The organism is Terriglobia bacterium, assembly GCA_020072815.1.
Classification (GTDB): Bacteria; Acidobacteriota; Terriglobia; order Terriglobales; family Acidobacteriaceae; genus Angelobacter.
On record JAIQGE010000021.1, the window covers coordinates 73,725 to 92,273 of the forward strand.

General features: G+C 59.8%; 14 protein-coding genes. 12 read left to right on the forward strand and 2 right to left on the reverse strand.

Annotated elements, in window-relative coordinates; all coding sequences use genetic code 11:
- Nucleotides 1-27: 27 nt before the first annotated feature.
- The 6 genes from LAO20_20970 to glnD all read left to right on the forward strand — a co-directional run bounded on the left by LAO20_20970 (nucleotide 28) and on the right by glnD (nucleotide 7,248).
- Nucleotides 28-1,164: an AAA family ATPase gene (locus LAO20_20970; GenBank protein MBZ5533909.1), complete on the forward strand. Its 1,137-nt coding sequence runs from the start codon at nucleotides 28-30 to the stop codon at nucleotides 1,162-1,164.
- A 489-nt stretch (nucleotides 1,165-1,653) separates the two neighbouring features.
- Nucleotides 1,654-1,929, forward strand: coding sequence for a hypothetical protein (locus tag LAO20_20975; protein ID MBZ5533910.1), 276 nt, complete (start codon nucleotides 1,654-1,656; stop codon nucleotides 1,927-1,929).
- Between the two features lie 219 nt (nucleotides 1,930-2,148).
- Nucleotides 2,149-3,591 carry an ammonium transporter gene (locus tag LAO20_20980; GenBank protein MBZ5533911.1) on the forward strand — a complete coding sequence of 481 codons (1,443 nt, stop codon included), beginning with the start codon at nucleotides 2,149-2,151 and terminating at the stop codon, nucleotides 3,589-3,591.
- 200 nt (nucleotides 3,592-3,791) lie between these two features.
- The gene (locus LAO20_20985; protein ID MBZ5533912.1) at nucleotides 3,792-4,130 is read left to right on the forward strand and encodes a P-II family nitrogen regulator; all 339 of its coding nucleotides are present in this window, start codon (nucleotides 3,792-3,794) and stop codon (nucleotides 4,128-4,130) included.
- 31 nt (nucleotides 4,131-4,161) lie between these two features.
- A complete protein-coding gene (locus LAO20_20990; GenBank protein ID MBZ5533913.1) occupies nucleotides 4,162-4,635 on the forward strand; it encodes a hypothetical protein in 474 nt (157 codons plus the stop codon).
- 21 nt (nucleotides 4,636-4,656) lie between these two features.
- Nucleotides 4,657-7,248: a [protein-PII] uridylyltransferase gene (glnD, locus tag LAO20_20995; GenBank protein MBZ5533914.1), complete on the forward strand. Its 2,592-nt coding sequence runs from the start codon at nucleotides 4,657-4,659 to the stop codon at nucleotides 7,246-7,248.
- A 69-nt stretch (nucleotides 7,249-7,317) separates the two neighbouring features.
- On the opposite strand, the gene LAO20_21000 is transcribed toward glnD, so the two are convergent.
- A complete protein-coding gene (locus LAO20_21000; protein ID MBZ5533915.1) occupies nucleotides 7,318-8,634 on the reverse strand; it encodes an aspartate aminotransferase family protein in 1,317 nt (438 codons plus the stop codon).
- A 160-nt stretch (nucleotides 8,635-8,794) separates the two neighbouring features.
- Entirely contained in the window at nucleotides 8,795-9,172 is a 378-nt protein-coding gene (locus LAO20_21005) for an AhpC/TSA family protein (protein MBZ5533916.1), read from the reverse strand.
- A gap of 381 nt (nucleotides 9,173-9,553) precedes the next feature.
- On the opposite strand from LAO20_21005, the gene LAO20_21010 reads away from it, so the two are divergent.
- From LAO20_21010 to LAO20_21035, 6 genes are all read left to right on the forward strand, one after another.
- Nucleotides 9,554-9,727: a hypothetical protein gene (locus LAO20_21010; GenBank protein MBZ5533917.1), complete on the forward strand. Its 174-nt coding sequence runs from the start codon at nucleotides 9,554-9,556 to the stop codon at nucleotides 9,725-9,727.
- Complete coding sequence (locus LAO20_21015; protein MBZ5533918.1) at nucleotides 9,728-10,612, forward strand: SDR family NAD(P)-dependent oxidoreductase; 885 nt, start codon at nucleotides 9,728-9,730, stop codon at nucleotides 10,610-10,612. It abuts the gene before it with no gap.
- A 358-nt stretch (nucleotides 10,613-10,970) separates the two neighbouring features.
- Nucleotides 10,971-14,300 (forward strand): TonB-dependent receptor, encoded by a 3,330-nt coding sequence (locus LAO20_21020; GenBank protein ID MBZ5533919.1) that lies wholly within the window; start codon nucleotides 10,971-10,973, stop codon nucleotides 14,298-14,300.
- 90 nt (nucleotides 14,301-14,390) lie between these two features.
- Nucleotides 14,391-16,097, forward strand: a complete 1,707-nt coding sequence (locus tag LAO20_21025) for a thiamine pyrophosphate-binding protein (GenBank protein MBZ5533920.1) — start codon at nucleotides 14,391-14,393, stop codon at nucleotides 16,095-16,097.
- 14 nt (nucleotides 16,098-16,111) lie between these two features.
- Nucleotides 16,112-16,921, forward strand: coding sequence for an SDR family oxidoreductase (locus LAO20_21030; protein ID MBZ5533921.1), 810 nt, complete (start codon nucleotides 16,112-16,114; stop codon nucleotides 16,919-16,921).
- Between the two features lie 13 nt (nucleotides 16,922-16,934).
- Entirely contained in the window at nucleotides 16,935-18,545 is a 1,611-nt protein-coding gene (locus tag LAO20_21035) for a long-chain-fatty-acid--CoA ligase (GenBank protein ID MBZ5533922.1), read from the forward strand.
- The last annotated feature ends 4 nt before the right edge of the window (nucleotides 18,546-18,549 follow it).

Below are 18,549 nucleotides of genomic sequence, written 5' to 3' on the forward strand. Positions count from 1 at the left end.
CGTGAGGCGGTTTGAGCAGAGTCTCCAGTGCCCATTCGAGAAGTCCACGTTACCGGCTACCGGTCAGTCCGCGAACTAAGGTTGAAGCTGCGCCAGATCAATGTGCTGATTGGTCCCAACGCCTCCGGCAAGAGCAACCTTTACAACTCCGTGTTCCTGCTGGCCAAGGCGGCTGCGGGAGGATTTGCCCGGGTCATCGCTGACGAAGGCGGCATGACGTCAGTGGTTTGGGCGGGCGAGCGCAAAGGCCGGAGTCTCCCTTCGTCGCGCATGGAGTCCGTGCGCATGGGCTTGGGCGTGAAGACCGACTCGTTCAACTACGATCTGGTCTGTGGTTTGCCCAAACCTTCACGCTCGGCCTTTGATCTTGATCCGGAAGTGAAAGAAGAACGCGTATGGATGGAAAGCCCGCGCGGCATGAAGGTAACTTTTTTTGACCGCAACTCGGAGCGCGCGTGGATTCTGGACCGCGAAGAGCGCCTCTCCGACTACTCCGGCGAACTGCTGCCCACCGAATCGGTGCTCTCGCAGTTGCGTGAGCCGCATCTTTATCCTGAGCTTTCCGCTCTGCGCGCGGAGATGAGCCAGTGGCGCTTCTACCACCATTTCCGCACGGACCACGAGTCACCACTGCGTCATCCGCAGGTTGGCGTGCGAACGCCGGTGCTGAGCCATGACGGCCGCGATCTGGCCGCGGCGCTGCAGACCATTCTGGAAGTCGGACAGGAAGAAGACCTGCGCGAGTCTATCCGCCAGGCGTTTCCCGGAGCCAGCCTGGTGATCGAGCACAACTCGGAAAGCGGCACGTTCGCCGTTGCGTTGCGCATGCCGGGATTGAAACGCACGCTGCGCGCCCGCGAACTCTCGGACGGTACACTGCGCTATCTATGTCTTATGGCAGCGCTGCTCAGCCCGCGTCCGCCGGCGCTTCTGGCGCTCAACGAACCGGAAACCAGCCTGCACCCCGACCTGCTTGAGCCGCTGGCCAAGCAGATGGTGAACGCATCCCGCAATTCCCAGCTCTGGGTGGTCACACATTCGCAACGCCTCGCCGAACTGGTGGAACAATATTCCGGCGAATCGCCTGTACGACTGGAGTTGAACGGCGGCGAGACGCGCGTGGTCGGGCAGAAGCTGGTGGAGATCAGCGAAGAAGCCGGTTAGAGCGGCAGCTTGTATCATCCGTTCCCATCACGAGCTTTCGTCTGTTCGTAATCGGCCATGGCCACGTACTGAGATGTTGGTCCCATCATTAGCTAATTCTCATTCTTGACGCGGAATTCCTAAGAGAAACTACCGTGTTTTCCTCAGCCGCGCATCACACATGTCACGGGCCAACTATATTTTTCCCGGCGCTTGTCACTCTACTAGGTTAAGCGTCCGCTTGTTGGGCATTTAAGTGTCGAGATGTGCATCGCGTGGGTTCCGGGCGCTCGAGTTGTGACTTATTGAATAAGGGCGTCTGTAGTGAGTGACGATCGCGTTCCATTGCGCAAGAAATCCGGCGAAGCAGGCATGATCGAGTCTCATTGCTCGGGATGCGGAATGTTCATTGCCGCTTCCGCTAGCCTTCAACTATTGCGAATAGCAGAAGAACGGCATCACTGTCCCCCACCTTCGACATTAGACGGCGGGGCGGACTTCTTCCGCACCATGAAGCCGGGCGAACCGGCTTATCTCCCCGCTGAATCGGACATGGTGTTGGATTTGCCGCCGGACGACAAAGTTGGCCGGCTGCTGCGCGAGCTTGCCAGCAAGGAACCGCAGCTCGACGCATGGCTCAAAAGCTCAGACACGCATGCCGTCTGGTTTCGCAAAGACCCGGTCGCGGCCATCCGCGCTGCCAACTTGGGGATTGAAGAAGAAGTTCTCAAGGACCTGGAATCCGTTGCGGCTTCCATCGCCCTGAAACTCAAGCCCCGGGTTTGACTTCTTCGCAAGCGATGTAGGATTTTCTTTCTCTTCCACCAAGGCATGCGACCGCCGTGATTGCGGAGGTCACGCCCGCTCAGCCAGCACGCTTCCACCGCGGGCGAATGTTTGCTTATAGCCAGCATAAATATTTTCAATTTCCACGCCGAGGCCTCCAGTCGTTAAATTGTGTGTTAAGCTCCTGCCCGGATTGGCCGCCAGGAGCTTTTACCCAATATGCGAAATCGCTGCCTGATCGGTTTCACTGTCTGCATCTTCTATCTATTGCCTCTGCGAATTGTGGCGCAGACTCCGGGAAGCCCGGCGGCGCCCGCGGCAGCGTCTGCTACGGCTGCGGCGCAGAATGACCGTCTGGCCCGCGTGGAGCAGCAATTGGCGGACGCCAAGAGCTCCGCCGACAATGCCTGGATGCTCACCAGCTCCGCCCTGGTGCTGATGATGACCGGCCCCGGTCTGGCCCTCTTTTACGGTGGCCTGGTGCGCAAGAAAAACGTTTTGGCCACCATGATGCAGAGCCTGGCCTTGATGGCGATTGTCACCGTCACCTGGGCCATCTTCGGATACAGCCTGGCGTTCGGGCCGGGCAACAGCTTCATCGGAGGCTTCCACAACCTCCTCCTGCATGGCGTGGGAGCGGCGCCGGACACCGACTATGCCGCCACCATCCCGGCACAGACCTTCATGGTCTACCAGCTGATGTTTGCCATCATCACCCCGGCGCTGATCACCGGCGCGTTCGCTGAACGCATGAAGTTCAGCGCCATGGTGGTGTTCATGGTGCTGTGGTCGATCGTGGTGTACAGCCCCATGGCCCACATGGTTTGGGGCAAGGGCGGCCTGCTGAACGCTGCGTTGGGCGGACGCTTTCCCACGCTCGACTTCGCCGGCGGCACCGTGGTCCACATCACGTCCGGCGTTTCCGCGCTGGTGTGCGCGCTGTACATGGGGAAGAGAATCGGTTATCCAAAGAATGCCATGCCGCCGCACAGCGTGGTGCTCAGCTTTATTGGCGCGTGCCTGGTGTGGGTGGGATGGTTCGGCTTCAACGCCGGCAGCGCACTCGGCGCCGGCAGCCTGGCCACCAGCGCGTTCGTGGCCACCCATTTTGCCGCCGCCGCAGCGGTGATCGGCTGGAGCGCGGCGGAGTGGAAACGCAATGGCAAACCCAGCGCGCTGGGCGCCATCTCCGGCGGAGTGGCCGGACTGGTGGCCATTACTCCGGCCGCAGGCTTTGTCAGCCCGATGGCCGCGCTGGCCATTGGACTCATCGCCGGCTTCTGCTGCTATTGGATGGTGTCCAGGGTGAAGAACCGCTTTGGTTACGATGACACGCTGGACGCTTTCGGCGTTCACGGCGCCGGCGGCACGGTCGGCGCATTGCTCACTGGCGTCTTCGCCATCAGCGCGGTCAATCCCATGTTCAAGGACGCCAAAGGAAATGTGCTGCCGTCCGGCATGCTGGAAGGCAACGGCCATCAGATGCTGAACCAGCTTACGGGAGTGGCCATCGCCTGGGGACTGGCCATTGTGGGCACGCTGCTGATCCTGTGGCTGGTGGACAAGACGATCGGCCTGCGCGTATCGGAAGAGCATGAAATTCAGGGCCTGGATCTCTCGCAGCACGGCGAAGAAGGTTATTACTGGGAAACATCGGCATAAGATAGTGGCTAGAACTTTGGATGGCAGAAAGTCGGGCCGGCGATTTGGTATACGGAATCGTCGATCGGAACGTTTGTGTTCAACGAGAGTATTTGCGTTCGGACGCAACCGAGCGCCGTAGGCGCGAAATGATTTAGCCCAGGGCGGAAGCCCTGGGTAGGCGAACAACAACATGCGAGCCCCGGAGGGGCGGCACAAAAATGACCAAGATTGAAGCGATTATTCGCACCTCCAAACTGGACGCGGTGAAAGACGCGCTGCATGAAATCGGCGTGGAAGGCATGACCGTCCTGGAAGTCCGCGGCCACGGCCGGCAAAAGGGCCACACCGAGTTCTATCGCGGACAGGAATACACCGTGGACCTGATTCCCAAAACCAAGATCGAGCTGGTGCTGGATGACGATATGGCGGAAAAAGTCGTCCAGACCATCATGAATTCCGCGCGCACCGGAAAGATCGGCGACGGAAAGATCTTTCTCTCGCGCATAGACGAGGTCATCCGCATTCGCAATGAAGAGCGGGGCCCGGGCGCTCTTTGATTTCACAGCTCGATGAGCATCGAAGCCGGCTATGTGGACGATTTTCATACTGATCTTCACTCTCATTTTCGGCCGCGCAGACGCAGGCAAGGTCAGCGCAGATCCAGAAGCGCCAGCGGTTGCCTTCTGTTCTCTCGTTGCACGCCCTCAGGAATATGCCAGCAAGACTGTCAAAATTAAAGCGACCCTTGCTAGTAGCACGGAGTTCCAGATACTCAGGGACGATTCCTGCCCGTCGCCTGTCAATCCAAGCTCAGGAAAGTCTGATTTGGTTGAAGCGACGTTTAACCAGAGTCAGTACGACTTCAAAGCTGCAATTCACAGAAAACTCACCAAGCTACTTAAGAAGAGGCAGCAAGCTGACGTCACAGTTATTGGCACCTTCACAGACCCAGGACATTACTTTGGGCATCAAGGCTGCTGTCGATACCAATTGGACGTTCAAAAACTGGTCTCCGTCGAAAAGAGTCGAAAAACAAATGTCGAGCCCCCGCGGGCGCGTTGAGCGTTCGGCAGAATCTTCATCATGAGCACAGCAGCGCTATCCAGCGGCCAATTGCGCGACCTGTACACCGGGGAATCGGCGCGCATCCAGCAGGAATTTACATCCACCGGCAACGGCCGCGCCGCCGTCCTGCAACGCGCGCAACTGCTGGACCAGATCATGGTCCGGCTGTGGGAAACGTTTCTTTCGCGGCAAACCGGCGGCAAGCTTGCTCTTGCTGCCGTCGGCGGATACGGACGCAGCAGCCTGTTTCCGTTCTCTGACGTTGACCTCCTTCTTTTGCACGCTGATCGCGAAGCTGAAGCCGCAGCGAAAGACGCCGTGCGCGCCTTCTCCCAGGAGCTGTGGGACCTGGGTATCAAGCTCAGTCCGGCTAGCCGGACTCTGGAAGAATGCGACCGTTTTGATCCCAACAACGCGGAGTTCTCCATCTCACTGCTCGATTGCCGCTTCCTGGCGGGCGATCGCGAGCTGTTCGCCCGGCTTCGCGACAAAGTTGTGCTGAAGCTGGTCATGCGTGACGCGCAACTCCTGGTCCAGCGGCTGGTGGAACTGGCGCGCGCGCGCCATGCCAAATACGGCAGGACCGTTTTCCATCTTGAGCCCAACATCAAAGACGCGCCCGGCGGGCTGCGTGATTACAACGTGTCGCACTGGCTGGCCCTGATTTCTTCCATGGAGAAGCTCCAGAGCTGGCCGGACGAGCGCGCGTTGTTGCCTGCTTCCATGCGCAAACAAGTGGACGCGGCGCTGGACTTCCTGACGTCCGTCCGCTGCTTTCTCCACATCCGCCACGGCCGGGACGACAATTCACTCACCTGGTCAGCGCAGGACGAAGCCGCCGCACGCAAGATCGGAGTCTCCGACGCCGCAGCCCTGACCGCCGCCGACTGGATGCGCATCTACTTCAGCCACGCCCGCAACGTCCATCGCGTAAGCCTGCAATTGCTCGACGAAGTCCCCGCCGCGTGGTCGTCCATTTACCGGCAATTCCAGAGCTGGAAGTCGCGCGTGTCGAATTCCGAGTTCTCCGTGGTCCACAACATGGTTTTCCTGCAGGACTCAGCGGCGATCCAAGATCCGGAAACGCTGCTGCGGCTGTTTCATTTCATCGCCCAGCACGGTCTCAAGCTCAGCACCACCACGGAACAGCATGTGGAACAGGTATTGCCGTCCATGGCGGCAACGCCGCCGCGCGGCGCGGAGCTGTGGATTTATCTCCAGGAAGTCCTGTTGCAGCCGCACGCCGCCGACGCGCTGCGCGCCATGCATGCCCTGCGTTTTCTCACGCTGGTGCTGCCGGAACTCAAAGCCACTGACGCCCTGGTGGTGCGCGACTACTACCATCGCTTCACCGTGGACGAGCATTCCATCCTGGCGATAGACAGCTTGCATCAGCTCCGCCAGTCGCCGGCGGAGTGGGACCAGCGCTACGCCGAGCTGTTGAACGAACTCGAGCAACCGGAGTTGCTTTATCTCTCGCTCCTTCTGCACGACGTGGGCAAAGGCGCGCCGCAGGGCAGCGGCGGCCACATCGCCGCCGGAATGGAACTCGCCCAGAGCTGCCTGGAGCGGCTGGATCTGGAGCCCCAAGACCGCGACACCGTGCTGTTCCTCATCGCCAACCATCTGGAAATGTCAGCCGCCATGCGGCGTGACATTTTTGATCCGGAAACCGTGCGTGCCTTCGCGGAGAAATTGCAATCGCCGGAACGCCTGAAGATGCTCTGCCTGATGACCTTTGCCGACATCAAAGCCGTCAACCCGGAAGCGCTCACTCCGTGGAAGGCGGAAAACATCTGGCAGCTGTACATTGAGACCGCCAATTACCTGAACCTGAGCATGGACCAGCGCCTGCATGCCGGGTCGCAGGAAGAGGACCAGCTGCTGCGCACGATCTCACCCGTGGCCGGCAAGAAACTTAAACCGTTTCTTGAAGGCCTGCCGCGGCGATATCTGGCTACTTGCTCGGCCAAAGAAGTTCTCTTGCACCTGGAAATGGCCGGCGCATTGAAGACTGAGCCGGTGCAACTCGCGCTGGAACGCGGGCGCCACTGGTTTGATCTCACGCTGGTTACCATGGACCGTCCGTTGCTGTTTGCCCAGGTCACCGGCGTGCTGGCCGCGTGGGGCATGAGTATCGTCAAAGCCGGCGCGTATTCCAACTCCGCCGGCGTGGTGGTTGACACCTTCCACTTCACTGACCGTTTTCGCACGCTGGAACTCAACCTTCCTGAATGGGAGCGCTTCAAACGCAGCATCCGCGACGTGCTGAACGGGCATGCCGATCTGGAGAAAATGCTGCGCGACCGCCTGCGCTCCAGCAAGACTGCCGGCAGCCGGACGAAGATCCAGACGCGCCTGGAATTCAACCAAACCAGCTCCGCGCGCTGCACCGTGCTGCAGGTGATCGCCCAGGACCGTCCCGGACTGCTGTATCGCATCAGCTCTCGCCTGGCCCATCAGAAATGCAACATCGAGATCGCGCTCATTGATACCGAAGGCGAGATGGCGATTGACGTTTTCTACCTCACCGCGAACGGCGCCAAGCTCAATGCGGAGCTGGAGAAGAAGGTGAGGGAAGCGCTGGTGGGAGAGTTGATAGAGGAGTAGGCCGGAGTGGCCCACGCTTTCGCCCGGTGTTGGCGAAGCGTGCGGCATTTAGTAATTTTCAGGAACGCCCTACCGCGCCGCCGCTCCCGCCAGCGCCGGAGACATCGCCGTCAACGCCTGGTCCATGATCTTGATGGCTTCGTCCACGTCAGTCTTGGTGATGTTCAACGGCGGAGAGGTGCGCACCACGTTGTTGAACAGCCCGCCTTTGCCCACGAGCAGTCCGCGTTTGCGGCACTCTTCCATGAACTTGTTTGTCGCTTCGGGCGATGGCTCTTTGCTCACGCGGTCTTTCACGAATTCCAGCGCCTGCATCAGGCCCATGCCGCGGACGTCGCCAATCTGGTCGAACTTGTCTTTGAGGCTTTCCAGTCCCGCGCGATAGTAGCTGCCCACGGTGGCGGCGTTGTCCATGAGGCGGTCTTCTTCGATCAAGTCAATGGTCGCTTTGGCCGCAACGGACGTCACCGGGTTTCCGCCGAACGTGGAAATCTGCAGGCCCTTGAAGCTGGCGGCAATCTCCGGACGCGTCATGGTCACGCCCACCGGCGCGCCGTTGGCCAGGCCTTTCGCCGACGTGATGATGTCCGGCGTGACTTCCCACTGCTCAATGCCGAACCAGCGTTTCCCGGTGCGTCCCCAAGCGGTCTGCACTTCGTCAGAGATGAACAGCCCGCCGTAGTCTTTCACGATCTTGAACACGATCTTGAAATATTCTTTGGGCGGCGTGATAAACCCGCCCACACCCTGAATCGGTTCGGCGATGAACGCGGCAATCTGGCCTGAAGTAGTGGTTTGAATGACCGCTTCAACGTCTTTGGCGCACGCCACTTCACAACTGGGATAAGTCTTCCCCAGCGGGCAGCGGTAGCAGTAAGCATTCATCGCGTGGACGATGCCCTGCACCGGTGAAGGCAGCGACTTCCGCCAGGTGCCGTGTCCGGTGAGCGACTGCGCCAGTTGCGAGCGTCCGCTGTAGCCATGGCGCAGCGCAACTACTTCAAAGTGTCCGGTGAACATGCGCGCTAGTTGGATAGCGGTCTCGTTGGCTTCCGTTCCGCTGTTGCTGAAGTAGGTCTGGCTGATTTCGCCGGGAGTGATCTGCGCCAGCTTTTCCGCCAACGCGACGATACCTTCATTCGGGAACACGGTGGACGCGTGCTGCAGCTTGTCCACCTGCGCCTTTACCTTGGACGTGACCCGCGGATTGCAATGCCCCACGGAAATGGTCACGATGCCGCCAAAGAAATCCAGGTACTTCTTGCCCTCGGTGTCCCACAGGTACTGCATGGATGCGTGGTCGGTGACCAGCGGGTCAGTGTAATAAGTTGAGACGGAGGGGAACAGGTACTGCTTATGTTTTTTGAGGATTTCTTCTTTGGTCATGGCTGTCCTTGAGAAGGCGTCTGTTGAAGTGTACTTTTCATGCCCAATGCAAAGGGACGAATGAAAATGGCAAGCGCCAACGTTCGACTAAAATAGGATGCTCGGACAATTTTAAACGTTCCTGCCTGCGCTGGCGGCAAAAAGTTGTAGGTGCAGGAACCTAGGCGATAGCCGTCAGCAAGTCCTTGGGCTGGGCGTTGTCGCCGAACGTCTGGCTGACGTGCGCGAACAGGTCTTTGTTTCCCGGCGCGAACACGAAGCTGCCGCCCAGTTGAAACGGATCTTTGCCCAGGCGATGCTGGCGCACGCCAATAGCTTTGGCGCGCTTGCGGGCCCGCATGTTGTCGCCGCGGAACAGGTGGAGCAGATTTGCTTTACGCAGTTCCAGCGCTCTGTAGGTCTGGCGGTCCTCGTCAATCAGAAGCGGGAAGTTGATCCCGGTTTGCTCGCGGAAGTGGCGGGCGTAGTCAGTCCCGCCCAGTCCAATCGCCACCAGCTTGGCGCCCTTGCTGCGAAACTGCTCTTCATATTCGCGCAACTGCGCGACGTGCTCGCGGCAGAAGATTCAACCGTAATGGCGCAGGAACACCACCACCGCCGGGGCATCCGCCCACAACGATCCCAGACGGGTTTGCTTGCCGTCGGCATCGGGTAGAGTGACTTCTGCGAGTCTGCTGCTGTAGGTGGCCATCTTGGGCTGTCATTGTCGTGGTCGGCGGAGCCAACTGTCAAGCTGAATGCCGATTCATTCATGCGTGATTATGCTAGACTGGCCTGGTCTTGGACCCTTTGACTCCAAAAAGCTGGGCTTCCAGTCCTTGTTATCTGGCCGACGCCGAATTGTTGGAAGAAACATCCGTGGACGACGGCCCTTCGCGCAACCTTATTAATATTAATGAGGCCGACGGGGCAGAGGATCATGGTTCGGAAGGTGGTGCCCATCCCCAGCAAGTTCAACCGGACGCAAGTCAAGATGGAACTCCGCATCCGGCCGGGGATGAATGAGTCCGCCGTGCCTCCCACCACGCGTTTGATTGAGCTTCACGTCCCCGGTTTATCCGCATTCGCAAACCAGAACGCAAGCGGGAGTTGATTGATGGAACTAAGAAACTCTGTCGCGGTCATCACCGGAGCAGGTTCCGGCATTGGGCGCGCGCTGGCGCAGGAGCTGGCGTCGCTGGGCGCGCAACTCGCCCTGGCGGACGTGAACAGCGCCGCGGCGGAAGAAACGCGCGGCCTGCTGGGCCCGGTCACGGCCCGGACCTACACTGTGGACGTAGGTGACGCCGCGGCCATGGAAGCCTTCGCCCGCCGCGTAGAACAGGATTTTGGCCGAGCCACGATTCTGGTCAACAATGCCGGAGTCGCGCTGTTCGGGACGTTCGACGAACTCACCGTCCCAGAGATCGAGTGGCTTTTCCGCATCAACTTCTGGGGCGTGGTCCACGGCTGCAAGTTTTTTCTCCCCTTGCTGCGGCGGGAGAAGGACGCGCGCATTGTGAATATCTCCAGCGTGCTGGGCATGGTGGGGACTCCCGGCCAGTCAGCCTATTGCGCCAGCAAGTTTGCCGTTCGCGGCTTGAGTGAAGTGCTGCGGGAAGAGTTGCGCGCGGCGAATGTGAGCGTGACTTGCGTGCATCCCGCAGGCATCAGCACCAAAATCGCATTGAACGCGCGCGCCGGCGCCGCCACCCGGGCTGAAGACCAGGAGCAGGCCCAGGCCAGATTTGCCAAAGTCCTGCAGATTTCTCCGCAGGCTGCGGCGCAGACCATTGTGCGCGGAGTCCTCAAGAACAGAGACCGCGTACTGATCGGCGCGGATGCTCACCGCATTGACTTCTTCACCCGATTGATGCCCGTTCGCGCCAGCGCCGTTCTCACCAAGTGGATGCAGAAGCGAATCGAAGAGCCGGAAAGGGCGCCGGAGCCCAAGAACCCGGAGCCCAAGAACAAAGAGGCGGCTCCGGCTTCCCGCTAGTTGGGCATTCCGCCTGGTGGCGGGCGACGCAGGGGCATAAAAACATCAGGGGCCGATTGCTTTCAAAGTCGCAACAGCGCGAAGTGCCTAGAATTACAAGACTCATGAAATCAACCTTTTGACAAATCCGCCTCGGAGAGACATAATTCTTGGCCGTGGTCTCCCTGCCACACCGTTCGCACTCTCCCGGACCCTCCGGCGCCCGCCGGCGAGGCGTGTTTCCTATATTGCAGATAAGGTGCAATCGCATGGCAAGGGAAGATATGAATGAGGATTCATTCATAGCAGTGGACGGCGGGTTCTACTTAAGGAATTGTTCTTCGCTGACGATGTCCTCACGCTTGAAACAGGAGGCTTTATGAGGTCGTTCAATCTCTGGAAAACCCTTTTTGTGTGCGCGCTGATGGTTGTGTTGCTCAGCGGCATGGCGGTCGCGCAGGGCGTTGGCGCCTCCGGCGACATCACAGGTACAGTCACTGACCAGTCCGGAGCCATCATTGCCGGTGCAACGATTACTGTCACGGACGTCGCAAAGGGCACCAAGCACATTGTCACGTCGGACAGCAATGGCCAGTTCCGCGTGCAAGCGCTGTTGCCGGCCACCTACAGCGTGAGCGTGATGAAGGGCGGCTTTCAAGCGGAAATCGCCAAGGCTGTGCAGGTGGGCATCGGCCAAACCAGCATTGTTGATTTCAAGATGAAGGTGTCCCAGGTCTCAGAGGCCCTTGAGGTCACCACGGAAGCGCCGCTGGTCGAAACCGACAAGGGACAGCAGGCCAACGTGGTCAGTGAGCAGTACATCCGTGAATTGCCCATCAACCGTCGCGACTACCTGACGTTTACCCTGCTGGCGCCGGCCGTTACAGATTCCACCCGCTTGGCGGGCGACCAGGACTTCCGCGTGAAGCAGACGCCGCAGAGCGGCCTGTCGTTCTACGGTAGCAACGGCCGCGGCAACAGCGTGACCGTGGACGGCGGCGAAGCCAATGACGACGCCGGCGGCGTGCGCCTGAACGTGGGCCAGGATGCCGTGCAGGAATTCCAGATCAACCGCAGCAACTACGGCGTGGAGTTGGGAGGAGCCAGCGGAGCCACTATCAACATCGTGACCAAGTCGGGCACCAACAATACTCATGGCAGCCTGTTTGCGCTCTTCCGGAACGACGGCATGGATGCCGCCAATCCGTTCGCCAAATCGCAGGCGTTGCAGCCCGGGCAGACGTTTAATCCGGCCTTGCCGGACTCGGTGGGGAGAAACATCAAGGATACCTTGAAGCGTGAGCAATTCGGCGCCAGCATCGGTCTCCCTATCAAACACGACAAGACATTCTTCTTCACCTCGTTTGAGGGACTGATGAATGACTCGCAAAACGCGGTTACCCTGTTCAACTCAACCAGCGTTTTCCGTCCGAACGGCGGCCAGCAAGCCATTCTTGGCCAATTGGCCACCTTGGCGGGGAATCCTCCGGTGCCCTGTCTTACCGGCCAGCCGGCGTTGCCTGCGGCCACCTGCGCGGCGATTCTCACCAACGTTCTGACCGTCAACCCGGCTACCAGCCCGCTGAACGCGTTTATCGTCAACCAATTTGAAAACAACGGCGGCCTGTTCCCCTACACCACGCGCCTGTATCTGGCGTCTTCCCGTCTGGACCACCAGTTCAGCGACAAGAACCAGGTCTTGTTGCGTTACAGCTTCGGGCATGATCGCGAAGAGAATCCTGACGTGCAGTCCTTGACCGGGTTCTCCCGCGGCAGCTCCGTGCACGCCTTCGACAATACTCTGGCTGCTGCCCACTTTCACCAGTTCAGCGCCAAGACCTTGAACGAAATCCGCGCGCAGTTTAATTACTCAGGCTTCAACGTCATCCCCAACGTGCCCGGCGAAGTGGGTTTGGATATCCCCGGTTTCGCCAACTTAGGCACGCAAATCTTCCTGCCCAGCTTGACCATCATGCGCCGCTATGAAATCGCCGACAATTTCAGCACGATCCGCGGCAAACACAATTTCAAATTCGGCGGCTACGAACTGTATCGTGGCAACCATTCAGAGTCGCACACCTTCTTCCCCGGCCGGTTCGTCTTTGGCAACTTGCCCGGAGGGCTCCTGAGCCCCTGCCTGCAAGTGCCGGCGGCCTGCGGACTCACTGCCGCTGCCCAGACCATCAGTCCTCTGCAGTCGGTTTCGCTGGGACTGCCGCAGTTCTATCAGCAGGGCTTTGGCAATCCTGTGTACAACTATCCCCGTCCATATACTTCAGCCTACGCCCAGGACCAATGGGCGGTCAGGCCCAACCTGCAGTTGACCTATGGCGTGCGCTATGAAGTGGACTCCCAGTACGGAGCGCTGGTCACAGACAAGAACAATTTTGCCCCCCGCGCCGCTTTCTCATGGGACCCCTTCAACGACAAGAAGACCGTGATCCGCGGCGGATACGGGCTGTTCTATTCCCCCGTCTATGGCCAGATTGCTGACGTGGTGCAGACTCTGGGCTTGGTGAACGGTAACCGGCAGATTGCCCAGATTTTTGTGCCCATCACCGGTGCACCGGGCAATCCCGCGCTGACCTCAGCAGCCATCTTCCAGACGCTGTTTGCCCAGGGCAAGGTCCAGTGCGCCATCCCCACCGGCTTGAATGCGGCCTGCATTACACCCGGAGATCTGACCCAGTTCGGTATCGCCATTACCCATAGCGGCGCCATTCCCCCGCTGACGGTCATTTTCAGCGGGCAATCTGACTACCAGAACCCCTACTCGCAGCAGGCTGAATTCGGCATTGAGCGCCAGGTGGGACGCGAATGGGCAGTTTCGGTGAGTGGCATTTATGTGCACACCATCGGGTTGCCGGTGGCCCTTGACCAGAATGCGCTGTCTACTGCCCCGATCAGCAACATTACGTTGTCTACTGGACAAGTCGTTCCGGTGCGCAACTTCAATACCAGCACGAGCAACGCTCTCACGCCGGGCTTGGCGCCCTGCGGCGGAGCGGCAATCGTCACTTGCTTTGCCAACCCGCTGCGGCTTCAGGACAACGTTTATTCGTCCAAGGGGTCGGCGTTGTATGAAGGCGTGATCTTTGAGATCAAGAAGCGCGTGTCCCACCACGTTGGCCTGTTTGCGAACTACACCTTCAGCAAGGCCTTTGATACCTCAACCGATTTCAACAGTGACTTTGCTCCGCAGGACCAGACCAACCTGGCGGGCGACCGCGGGCTCTCTGATTTTGATCAGCGGCACAAGTTGGTGGTGGTGGCGCTGTTGGATACCGGCCACGGCGGGGACGGCATCCACAAGCTGATTTCCGGCTTTGAGTTTGCCCCCATCGTCCGCTACAACAGCGGCCATCCTTTCAACCTGCTGGCCGGCACGGACGTGAACGGCGACCGCCACTCCACCAATGACCGTCCTGTGGGCGCGGCCCGCAACACCGGTCAAGGTCCGGACTTCCTCTCCTTTGACGCGCGCTTGACCCGTTCGTTCAAGATGGGCGAGCACGGCAGGTTCATGTTTATGGCGGAAGGGTTCAATCTGCTCAACCGCACCAACTTTGCCACGGTCAACAACGTGGTAGGCCCGCGGCCGGACCTGGTACCCGGCTTTACCAACTTCAACTTTACCGGCGACCAACTGGGATTCACTTCAGCGTTCCCGTCACGCCAGTTCCAGCTCGGGTTCCGCGCCAATTTCTAACCGGCTTGTCCACGACGGCGGAGTGGTTCTCCACTCCGTCGTTTTTTTGTTTTTGCGCTACAATGGCCGGTCGCTGGCAAGCCGGCAGATTTGCTGAGCGATCTTTTTCTCGCCATGGCCTCGTCGTCCCACACCACTCAGGTTCCCGCAACCGTTGGCGCGCAAGCGGTGGTGGAAGCTCTGCTGCGTTCCGGAATCCACTTCGGCTTTGGCATTCCCAGCATCCACAACATCGCCATCTATGAAGGCTTGCGGCAGGCCCGGCAATTCCACCATTGGGTGGTGCGCCACGAGCAGGCTGCGGGCTACGCTGCGGACGCCTTCTTTCGCCACAGCGGAAGAATCGCCGCTGTATTTGCATCCACTGGGCCGGGCAATCTTTTCACTCTTGTTCCGCTGCTGGAGAGTCTGCAGACCGGCACGCCCATGCTTCTGGTAGGCACCAACATTGCTTCGTCGCTGCAGTCCGGACGAGGCGGAGCGCTGCATGAGACGCCGAACCAGTTTGACATCATCCGGCCGCTGACCCGTTTTGCCCGGCGCGTCGCCACGCCGGACGAAATTCCGGCCGCGTTTGCCGAAGCCGCGGCGATGCTGCATGGCCCATCGCCGGGGCCCGCGTTCATTGAGATTCCTCACGATTTCCTGTATGCGCCGCTCTCCGCCGCTTCGGCCGTTGCTGCGGCCAAGCCGCCGGCGCGGCCGTCAGTATCGCCATCGCTGCTCGCCGCTGCGATCGGTCTTCTTGAAGCCAGCAAACGTCCGGTAATAGTTCTGGGCGCTGGAGTGCACGGTGGTCCTGCATGCACGCTGCAACTGGCTGAACTGCTCCAGTCGCCGGTGTTGACCACCACCAGCGGCAAGGGCCAAATCGCCGGCGATCATCCTCTGTCCGCCGGATGTCTTTCGCGCCTGGGAGCCGTGCAGGATTTGCTGTCAGAAGCAGACTTGCTTGTCACCGTCGGCGCCAAACTCACCGAATTTGATACCGGCCGGTATAGCCTGAAGTTTCCGGCGCAGCATCTCCAGATCGTGGAAGACCAGAGCTACCCTGGAGACCGTTTCCCCGCGACGCTGCAACTGGCGGGCGGCGTCGCCACCGTCTGCCCCGCGCTTGCCGGCAAGGCAAAATCAAGGACAGCGTGGTTCGATCTTGCTTCCATGCGGACCCAAGAGAGCCAGCGGCTGGAATCACTGAACGCCGGTGCTTATACCGCGCTCAAGCTTCTCCGAAGGGCGCTTCATCGCGATGATGTAGTGGTCAATGACCAGTCCATTCTCAACTACTGGGCGTCTGCCTTCTTTCCTGTATTGGAGCCGGGGACGTTCCTGTATCCTTCAGGCTCAGGAACTCTGGGTTATGCGTTGCCTGCGGCGGTGGGCGTGGCTTGCGCCATGCAGGCGACGGGCCGGCATAGACGCATCGTCTGTATCGCGGGCGACGGCGGCTTTCAGTACACGCTCCACGAGCTGGCCACCATCGCTCAGTTCAAGTTGCCGGTGAAGATACTGCTGGTCAACGACCATGCTTATGGCGTGATCGGGTTCCTGCAGCGGTCCATGTTCGGACAAACGCACGAGGTCGCGCTGACGAATCCTGACTTCTGCAAATTGGCGCAAGCCTACGGCATTGCCGCCGAAAGCATCGCAACCGTGGACCAGCTTGAGCAGCGCCTACCCGGTTGGCTGGACGCTCCGGGACCCAGTCTGCTGGAGTGGCAAACTGAGTTACAAGCCCCGTGGGAAGCCGGCGCAATTCCGCGTCCCACCGGTGTTACTCCGGCCGGGCAAAAATAAGTTTGGAGAACCGAATGGAATCCTCGCACACCGGCGGCAGAGAAGCCAACCGCAACGTCAAGCAACTGTTTGACCTCTCCGGACGTGTGGCGGTGATTACCGGCGGGTCCATCGGCCTGGGACGCCAGATGGCGGAAGGCCTGGCTGAAATGGGAGCGAACCTGGTGCTTTGCGCCCGCAAGAAGGAACGTTGCGAGCAGGCCGCGCACGAATTGGCCAAGCTCGGCGTAAAGACTATGGCTTTGGCCTGCGACGTAAAAGATCCCGCCAGCGTCAAGCAACTGATGGAAGCAGCCGTCGTCCAGTTTGGGCGGATTGATATCCTCATCAACAACGCGGGAATCTCCTGGGGCGCGCCGGTGGAAACCATGTCCCTGGCCGACTGGAACAAAGTTCTGGAGACCAATCTCACTGGAACATTTTTGTGCTCGCAGGCTGCGGGAAGAACGATGATCGCGCAGGGAAGCGGTAAGATCATCAACGTGGCGTCAGTCGCCGGGCTGGCTGGCGCGCCTTCCGAGGCGGTGCAAGCCATTGGCTACCACGCCAGCAAAGGCGGCGTGATCGCGTTTACCAAAGACCTGGCGTGCAAGTGGGCGCGGCACAACATTCAAGTCAACGCTCTGGCGCCCGGATGGTTTCCCACGCACATGTCAGACCGCGTGCTGGAAGCCAAGAAAGATTATTTGCTGGAACACATTCCGCTGCGCCGCTTCGGGACGGATTACGACTTGAAAGGCGCCGCCGTACTTCTTGCTTCTGACGCCTCCGCTTACATCACCGGCCACGTTCTGGTGGTGGATGGAGGGCAATCGGCATGGTAACTCTGAGGGCCTCATGAACATTCCGCTTACGCCGCTGCGCTTTTTGCGCTACGCCAGCCAGCAATATCCCGCCAAGACGGCGGTCATCTGCGGCGACCATCGCTACACCTACTCGCAGTTTTCTGACCGCGCGGCCCATCTGGCCGGTGCGCTGCTGGCCGCGGGCGTGCAACCAGGCGACCGCGTGGCGTACCTGAGCGGCAATTGCCATCGCCTGCTGGAAGCCTACTACGGAGTGCTGGAAGCCGGCGCCGTTCTGTTGCCGCTGAACATCCGCCTGGCGCCGCTGGAGCTGGCCTACATCCTGAATGATGCGGAAGCCACCATCCTGTTGTTTGAAGAACAGTTCACGCCGCTGGTGGAAGCTTTCCGCAAAGAACTGAATTCCGTCAAATCATTTGTTCTTCTGGACGCCAAGCCCGGCGCGGAGAGCTGGGTCGCGCGGCAGAACTACGAAGAGCTTTTGGCGAAAGCCGCTCCACACCATGCCGACGTAATGGCGATTGACGAAAACTCGCTCGCCGAGCTTTTTTACACCAGCGGCACCAGCGCCAATCCTAAAGGCGTGATGCTGACGCATCGCAACATATATCTTCATGCGCTCAACGTCGCGCTCACGTTCCACACCGGCAGCGATTCCATTGAGCTGCATACCATCCCACTGTTCCACGCCAACGGCTGGGGCGTAGCCCATTCGCTGACCTTCGTCGGCGGAACGCACGTGATGATCCGCAAGTTTGATCCGCCGGAGGTCTTCCGCCTCATCCAGCAGGAGCACGCCCAGGCGTGCAGCCTGGTTCCGGCCATGGCCACGGCGCTGGTGAACTGTCCGGACCGCACCAAGTATGACCTCAGCAGCTTGAAGCGGATCACGCTGGGCGGGGCGGCTTCATCGCCCACGCTGGTGCGCGAAGTGGAAGAGAAAATGGGCTGTCCCTGCTTCTCCGGATACGGACTCACGGAGACTTGTCCGGTGCTCACCACCGCGCAGATGAAGTTAGGCGTGAATTGGCAGGGCGACGAGCGATATGAAGGCCAGGCGAGCACCGGCTACGCCATTCCCGGCGTGGAGATCCGCGTGGTGGACCCCGACGGCAACGATCTCCCTCGCGATGGCCAGAGCATTGGAGAAATTGTGGCCCGCAGTGACGGCGTGATGGCCGGTTACTGGAAACAGCCGGAAGCCACCGCCCACGTGATGCGCGGCGGCTGGTTCCACACCGGCGATATGGCCACCATGGCCGAGAACGGCTACGTGCTGATCGTGGACCGCAAGAAAGACATCATCGTCAGCGGCGGGGAAAACATTTCATCGCTGGAAGTGGAAAAGGCCATCCTCGCTCACCCAGCGGTGTATGAAGTGGCGGTGATTCCCGTACCCGACGATCGCTGGGGAGAAGTCCCCAAGGCCCTGGTCACATTGAAGCCGGGAGCCCAAGCAGCCGCCGACGAGTTGCTGGAATTCTGCCGCGGGCGGCTGGCGCACTACAAGTGTCCGCGGTCGGTGGAATTTGTGGATGCCCTGCCCAAGACCGGCACGGGCAAAATCTTGAAGAAAGAGTTGCGAAAGAAATACTGGTCGGGGACGGAAAGCATCCGGCCGGAAATGGCGACGAAAAAATAATTCT

Bases quoted from the DNA above. Each gene is read 5' to 3' on its own strand.
- LAO20_20975 (MBZ5533910.1), top strand. From the start codon at position 1,654: ATGAAGCCGGGCGAACCGGCTTATCTCCCCGCTGAATCGGACATGGTG.
- LAO20_20980 (MBZ5533911.1), top strand. From the start codon at position 2,149: ATGCGAAATCGCTGCCTGATCGGTTTCACTGTCTGCATCTTCTATCTA.
- LAO20_20985 (MBZ5533912.1), top strand. From the start codon at position 3,792: ATGACCAAGATTGAAGCGATTATTCGCACCTCCAAACTGGACGCGGTG.
- LAO20_20990 (MBZ5533913.1), top strand. From the start codon at position 4,162: ATGTGGACGATTTTCATACTGATCTTCACTCTCATTTTCGGCCGCGCA.
- glnD (MBZ5533914.1), top strand. From the start codon at position 4,657: ATGAGCACAGCAGCGCTATCCAGCGGCCAATTGCGCGACCTGTACACC.
- LAO20_21000 (MBZ5533915.1), bottom strand. From the start codon at position 8,634: ATGACCAAAGAAGAAATCCTCAAAAAACATAAGCAGTACCTGTTCCCC.
- LAO20_21010 (MBZ5533917.1), top strand. From the start codon at position 9,554: ATGGTTCGGAAGGTGGTGCCCATCCCCAGCAAGTTCAACCGGACGCAA.
- LAO20_21020 (MBZ5533919.1), top strand. From the start codon at position 10,971: ATGAGGTCGTTCAATCTCTGGAAAACCCTTTTTGTGTGCGCGCTGATG.
- LAO20_21030 (MBZ5533921.1), top strand. From the start codon at position 16,112: ATGGAATCCTCGCACACCGGCGGCAGAGAAGCCAACCGCAACGTCAAG.
- LAO20_21035 (MBZ5533922.1), top strand. From the start codon at position 16,935: ATGAACATTCCGCTTACGCCGCTGCGCTTTTTGCGCTACGCCAGCCAG.